The following is a 7,068-nucleotide window of genomic DNA, read 5'->3' on the forward strand; positions in this document are numbered from 1 at the left end:
CCACCAATATAAGAAATCCAAACAAATCCGTTTAAATCAATAATAACTAGGTCATACTTGATGGTTTGACCTTTTTTGTATTGAGCTACAATTTCGCCTGATGTATTTGGTGCTCTGCGGACATTGATTGCATCAACGGTAACGGTCATCATTCCGCTTTCAGCATATTGACGGGCTACTCCATTCGGAACTGCACTTCGGACTTCTCCGACGCTTCCTGGGGGTGTGATGTAATGCGCTACGTTTTGCTTGTATGCTGAGGCACTGTAATAGTTACGCGCCGGATAACGCTTGCCGCCATAATTCTGCTCAAGTATAGTCAACTGATCCCCATTGACCGCCTCTACAATTACAACGTGGCCATAGATGTTGTCTGCTGTTGGTTTCGTAGTGACAATTTGACCGACTTGGAATAATCCAGAAGTGGACACATTCCAACCATTTGCGGACCAGTTATAAGATGTGCCAATATTGGCAGCTTTGATAGTATCACCTATAGCACCACTGACATAGCCAACGCCTGCACCTAATCCGACTGTCGCGTCTGGACTAATTATTCGCTCATAGTAGCTGGCAAGAGCGTAACATTCACCATTTCCGATAGGCTGACCAGAACCAACTAAGGCTCTGACATTATTTAGGGCTTCGTTTACTGTCGCCATTATTTCTCCTCCTTGTCAAATATTTCTAAAAACGGGCTAAACATTAAAGCAATACAGCTCGCAGGTAGCAATAACATCATTACAAGCAATCGCTTTATCACTCTCATGCTCTGCCTCCTATTTTTTGTGGCTCACTATAACCAAGCGCTCGCTCGCTATCTGCTATTCCAGCTGTTGTAGGGTCATTGATAATGCCCAGTAAAACTAGAATAATCAAGAATGTATTCAGACCAGCTTGAATATTTTCTGCAACAGGTAGACCAAACTGCTGTAACATTAGAAAAATAGCTGCAAGAAGAGCTGATAATGTTGCTTTATTTTGTAATCGTAATTTTAAGTTAATCATCTAATTTTCCTTTCTTGTTAAACTTTTAACATCGTGTCGTACTTCTTCTAATGTCATAGATAAATGCTTGACTTGTTCAACGATTGCGTACATTGCACGATACTGCTCATCGTGTCCGTCCAAACGTGTAGCATTGTGAGTGGATTTCTTTTCTGCATTTTCTACTTTCATTTCGAGAACTGTCATTCGATGCTCTGCTTCTTTGATTTTTCCTTTATTAGTAACATACATTCCTAAAACAGGAATAGCTGTACTGACTAGCCATAGTAAAAACTCAGCTTTTATACTTTCAAGCATAGAATCTCCTACTCTTTTTCTTTCGTCAACTCTGCCAATAGCTCATCGTCTTCTACCATTTTCGCAAGGTAATTTTTGATACGCTGTTTGATTTTATCTGAAAACGGCAATTCAGAAAATTTAATAGTGCCTTCCATAATTTCGATTGCGTATAATTTAATCAACATAGTTTCCTCATTTCTATTTAACAATAATAAAATAAGGCTATTCTTCATCGAATAAGCCCAGTTCTTCCATTTCTTCATCCGTTAGCACTCCCTTTTCGTACAGCTTCATCATAACTTTTAAGAATGCTCCCCTAGACGTTTCCGAGAGTTCCTTGACCTCTTGGGCAACTGCATTAACCTTATCAACCGCATCATCTACGTGCGCTATCTTCTCTCCCATTGTGTTGAATTTCTCATTTTCAGCACGCTGTGGAAAATTTTCCTGATAAATAACCTCTAGAGCCAATTCTAATAACTCTGTATTGGATAGTTCGATTTTATCAGGAGATAAAAAAATAGGCACGCTAGCGCCATCTGGATTGATTAACACGACCTTGGTGGCGGACGCTGTTCCACTAGCGTCATATTCTTGTGATTTTGAACCATATTCTAATTTCATGTGGTTTCCCTTTCCATTTTTATCCAATTCTGCGCCAACGATACACCGTTACACCGTCGATATTGGTATTGCTCATTTTTTGCCAATTCCGCCCCATGTGTGTGGTGGGATTCGTGGAATCTGTAGAGTGGAAAATCGTGCCAACAGGATAAAAGTTATCAATTCCGACTGCCGCAAAATCTCCCCAAACCCCTGTTTGATAGTCACGATAACGACCAAAAGAACGTCTGCAATCATGAGCGGTCCAAATCTGTACCGCTTCCTTATCGCTTGTGTAGTAGGTTTTTACCAAACCAAAAGTGCTGATGTACGACATAAATTTTTTAATCAAACCCCAGCCAAAACTCGTCTCTCTCACATCATCCAAAACCTGCCGACCAATAAGACCTGTTTCTGGGTTTCCAGTTGTTAAGGCGTGTTGCTGAATTGATTTGTTGTTGGCAAAAATCGAACCACTAACATCTAGCGCTCCGCGTTCCCTAATCTTATTAACTCCCACACCATAGCGGTCGTAGGAAAAAACTACGCTTTCCGTGGCTACATTCACTGCAAACTCTGTCCGTGTGAACTTATCTTCAAGAATGCCAATAACAACAAATGATTGATTTGCAGCATAGGTTCCTGATAAGTTCGCCTGTGAGTTTATTAAACTAGATAGGCTGGTCCACGATCCAGCTGCTGCTCCATTGTCTGCTGTATAGGCTGTTGTCCCTATTCTCGCAACTTTGAAAGAAAGTGCCATAGTATTCTTTTGAACTCCCCCAACGGTTAGAGGGGCTACTCTAGCGTTTCGTGTCACAGTTAGCGTGCTAGAAGTCGAACCTGTACGAGCAATGCTAAAACTTAAAGAAGGTGCAAAATATTCAAGTACCGTAACAGCTACAGATTTAGTATCAGACCAGCGACCACGACTGTCGCAAACGGTAGCCCTGACTGTTATAGAACCACTGTAGTTCATAACGCCTAAAGTACCACCATTCATATTGGTTGTTTGGTTCTTTCCGACTATCTCAGCTTTGTATCCTGTGATAGTTGATCCGTAGGAACCCGTACCACCGTTAAACATGACCTTAATATTGGAAATAATCTGAATAAAAGTATTACCCGATATTAGGTTTTGGGCTGCTGTATTAAAATCTGACAATGAAACACCAGAAAACGTTGGTTTCATACTAGCTGGGACGCTAGCAGTGAACGTAGTTGACTGCGTTCCTGTCTTCGTGCCCCCGGAATAGGTGTCTACATAAATTGTTCCAGTTCCACTTGTGGAATTTGGAATGATGTTGGCAAAATCAAGAGGAATAGTCCACGTTGTAGATGTATCTACATTACTTGCGATTGTCCCTTGCTTATTGCCCCAAGCATAGCGTACTGTATGCTTAAAGCTAGAACTTTGACGATTTATATTGATAGTGACTGCACTACCGATGACGCCAGAACTAACACTTACAGAACTAGACCTTGGAATAGTAGTCAACGTGAATGAGTTACCACCAATGGTCAGATTACCTGGAGACCAACCACCACTACCTGAGAAATTAGCCATCAAGCCAAATGTCTTAGTACCGTCTGCATTGTGCCCCACAGTTACGGTTTGGTCAATTAGCCACACTGTCTGGTTGTACGATAATACAGACGGACTACCTGACCAATTTAATCTTCTACCTCCATCAAAATCCACATAAGCCGAACAATTATACCCAGAGAAAGTCGTTGTTGTATTGAGTAAAGCCAGCCTCACTCTGACTTGACTGCTATTTCCTGAAATACTTTGAGATACCTGGTCAATCCATAGGCGGATACGGTACCCTCTATCATTATTTGACCAAAATTCAGCCATCAAATCCCTCCTACGTATCGAATCACATTCATGTCCAAATTGAGATGGTACTGCTCTTCTCTGAACCGTCCAATTTGTAGCGTCTTCGTAAACACACCATTATCAATCTGCAAAACACCGCCCGAAATGTAGGCAACCTCTTGACCTGCCGAGTAAAAAGAGATTCGATTATCAGAAACTCTTACAGATGATGAGCCATCGTTCTTTCCGATAATAAGTCCCTCTTCCCCTGCTTTCATATAGCTATCAAGAAAGGACCACCGCTGCGCCATATCGCCTAAGTTAACATCAATAGAAGCTACTCTCTGGGTTAGTGTTAATAGATTTTGTTCAGATAGAGTTTTATCTGCCGCATTATCTTTGACAAACTGTTGAAACTCCGCAAACCACTGACTAACCGTATCCATACTAGCCTTAGCCTCCAATTCAGCCTGAATAATACCAGCCTTTTCACTAAGAGCATTCAGCTGTTCCTGCGTTAAAGTGTTATCCGCCTTACTTTCTATTTTTTGATTGATTTCTTCCAGTTGTTGCGTATTTATTTTTCCGTCGTCACCTTTGAATTTCGCCCAAACATAATCTGTGTGACTTGGTGGGCGGACTCCGTTTGTAACCGTGGCTTGTCCAATATATGCGCTACCTTCAACTGGCAGTGTCGTCATATCTCGTCCGTCAGCATGAGCAGAGTAAGCATAATAAGTGTACGAACTCAGACCGTTCTCGCCGTCTGATGTATCAATAAAGGTAATCTGCTCGGTCGCTACTTCCTTGTTGCCAATCCAGGCAGACACCTCCAAAACCATCTTTTGGTTAAATTCCGAGGCCTTGACAATGAAACGCGAACTTGTAGTCCTAAACTCTCCATTCACTGACCAACGCCAACCACTGTTGATAACTCTATTCCCTTTTAACAAAGTAGGGGTTACTACAGACTGCCCTTGTCCATTCTTGAACACTGTTCCATTATCCGTAGAAATCCTAATGATATACGGCTTAGCATCTTCTATCATCTGATCCAATCGTTGTTGGATACCGCCTGACAACCGATTTTCAAGGGCTTTAGCGTTTGAGAAAGTAGTCTTGTTATTCGCGGGATTGGTAAAGCTGATAGCTTGTTCTGATACCCGCATTTCGAGCAATAGCGTAGGACTAAAACCGTCATCATGAACTTGCACTGTATCCCCTATATCCAAATCCGCAAAGCCCTCTGCTTCATAGGTTACGGCAGGATAGCAGTTCTTTTTTAATTCACGATAGGCTGTAGAACGAATAATCTCCGGATTGGCACTCTCTACCTGCATGTCCTTTCTGATCCATTGATCGCCCGTTGTACTACTAGTAAAAGCCGCTGGATACATCTGCATAGAAAGAGGAGCAAAGAGCCCCTCTCCTGACTGATAAAATTCACGTTCTCCCTTTGGATTCTTGACTGACCATGGACCAAGATTTGAGATAGTGACTGTGTTCCCTTGGTCATCTCGTCCCGTCGGTCGAACCATGTTGTAAACATTCGTCTTATCTACTGTTCTGGTCAAGGTTTTTAAATTCTTGCCATATTTCAAAATTGTAGAACTAACACGGCCTACACCTTGATGATTATAGTCGTTTTCATGGTAAACATTGACCACAAATGACTTGATAGAGCTGTCAGCGTTGAGGTGTGTATCAAATTCAATTTCTGCCCCAAACTTTTTAGCTAGGCTAAGCAATCGGTTTAACTTGGTGTCTGTCCCCTCCCATTCAGCAGAGATTTTTTTGGTAGAAATCTCATTCATACCGATTTTCAAAAACGAAAAACTGAGCAAGCCCATAGCGTCGCAGAACTCTTTGAAAGTCATTGCTTTAGGTGATTTGTATGGATTGGCATACTCATTGATAAGCTCAAGGTTTAGATTGATACCGTAGCACTTGATGACCTGCTCGTTCTCCTCAATTTTTCGTATAGTATGTAAGTAGGTCTTGCCCTTATACTGAAAGGACACAAATGCTTTCTCATTCAGATGATTATAGGCTCTTTTGCGCCCTATATCTGAAATAATGGCTTTTTTAAAGACTGTGAAATCAAAGGTGCTTGAACCTGTTTCAAGGTATCTTGTCCAGGTATCGTTAAAATAATTCAACGTAGCCTGTTTATCATTATCAATAAAAGCAACTTTTCTCAAGTTTGTATCATGAATTGTCAACAACATACGCTATAAATACCTTTCTTCAAACTCTACCTTAACTGTTGGCTTTGTTCTGACCCAACTTGAGGGATAGACCTCAAGTGTGGACTTTCCAGGGGGAATAGTCAGGAACGTTGAGCCATGGACCATATCCACAATACGCCCTAGTCCATCAACCGTGACAGTGTCATTTTCACTGTTTAAGACTACGTTTGAACCGACAGGATAGCGGTTAGGAATATCTCTAGTAACTGGTACAAAATCCTTTCGGTACATGATGCTATCCAGGTACATGCGGGTTACTAACGGTTTATTACCAAGGGCTCCAAATGCCACATGGACTTTGGTGGACTTTCTACCCTTGATTTCAGGTATAGTGAACCTGTTATAAGACCCCCACCAGTATACAGTCACCTTGTCATCATTACGTTTGAGGTCTGACCAACCCCTAGGCTCATTAAATGGGTTATGGTGGTCTAAGTGAGTTCCTATAAAAGTCCACTGTTTAAGCATGTTATAGCCACCCTTACCGTTAGCAGCCATAAAGTTATACTCACAACCTAATCCATTGTAGCGTTTGTAAGTTTCGACCCCATACAGAAACCGTCCCTGTTCATCAGAGACAGTTAACTTAATAAAGCCGTATTGATTAGCAGCACCAAGCCAGAAAACCTGACGCCACCAAATATAATCATTTAGCGACCCCTTGGCTCCTGAGCTATCCGCTGGGATGTTCCAAGTCAAGCTCCCTGCATTGTTTCCTGTCGTGCCTCCTGCATTTTGTAAGAATAAGTGCTTGCGCCCCGACCAGTCTACACTTCCCACGGTTCCTCTCAAGCTCTGTGATGTGTCGTTTAGGATAGCCGCGTTCGGTGTGGCTGCGCTCAGTCCGGTTGTAATTCGATTGTCACGATAATCAAAGAGAGTTTCTGAGCGTCTAATTACCTCTTTATCAGCTTCTTCACGATCTCCAATCTCCAGAACTCCGCTGGTGTTAACCAAGCCTAAATAGCCATTTTCGGCATTATGCTTGACGGTGACTATAGGAAAGGCTGGCACATTGCCATCGTTGATAAGACTGAAGACAATCTTGTCAGACTGTACCGTACCATTGTCAAACTTGCGGTAAGTAGTGCTGTGCGCAACACCGTC

The 7,068-nt window shown here is 42.1% G+C and carries 8 protein-coding genes; all 8 read right to left on the reverse strand.

All coding sequences use genetic code 11. The annotated features are described in order from the left end of the window. Positions 1–662 (reverse strand): SH3 domain-containing protein (locus tag E4T79_RS10435; protein WP_135030053.1); only part of this gene is annotated, 662 nt, incomplete at its 3' end. Between the two features lie 103 nt (positions 663–765). Continuing rightward, complete coding sequence (locus E4T79_RS10440) at positions 766–1,008, reverse strand: phage holin (RefSeq protein ID WP_135030055.1); 243 nt, start codon at positions 1,006–1,008, stop codon at positions 766–768. Then, positions 1,009–1,305 (reverse strand): hypothetical protein, encoded by a 297-nt coding sequence (locus E4T79_RS10445; RefSeq protein ID WP_135030057.1) that lies wholly within the window; start codon positions 1,303–1,305, stop codon positions 1,009–1,011. Between the two features lie 8 nt (positions 1,306–1,313). Continuing rightward, positions 1,314–1,472 (reverse strand): hypothetical protein, encoded by a 159-nt coding sequence (locus tag E4T79_RS11190; protein ID WP_167752682.1) that lies wholly within the window; start codon positions 1,470–1,472, stop codon positions 1,314–1,316. 37 nt (positions 1,473–1,509) lie between these two features. After that, positions 1,510–1,911, reverse strand: a complete 402-nt coding sequence (locus E4T79_RS10450; protein WP_135030059.1) for a DUF1366 domain-containing protein — start codon at positions 1,909–1,911, stop codon at positions 1,510–1,512. A 19-nt stretch (positions 1,912–1,930) separates the two neighbouring features. Beyond that, positions 1,931–3,751: a DUF859 domain-containing protein gene (locus E4T79_RS10455; protein ID WP_228063855.1), complete on the reverse strand. Its 1,821-nt coding sequence runs from the start codon at positions 3,749–3,751 to the stop codon at positions 1,931–1,933. Beyond that, positions 3,751–5,940, reverse strand: a complete 2,190-nt coding sequence (locus E4T79_RS10460) for a phage tail spike protein (RefSeq protein WP_135030061.1) — start codon at positions 5,938–5,940, stop codon at positions 3,751–3,753. The genes E4T79_RS10455 and E4T79_RS10460 overlap by 1 nt, the downstream gene beginning before the upstream one ends. A gap of 3 nt (positions 5,941–5,943) precedes the next feature. Continuing rightward, a partial coding sequence (locus tag E4T79_RS10465; RefSeq protein ID WP_135030063.1) for a phage tail domain-containing protein occupies positions 5,944–7,068 on the reverse strand: 1,125 nt, incomplete at its 5' end.

Source organism: Streptococcus sp. LYSM12, assembly GCF_004569635.1.
Lineage (GTDB): Bacteria > Bacillota > Bacilli > Lactobacillales > Streptococcaceae > Streptococcus.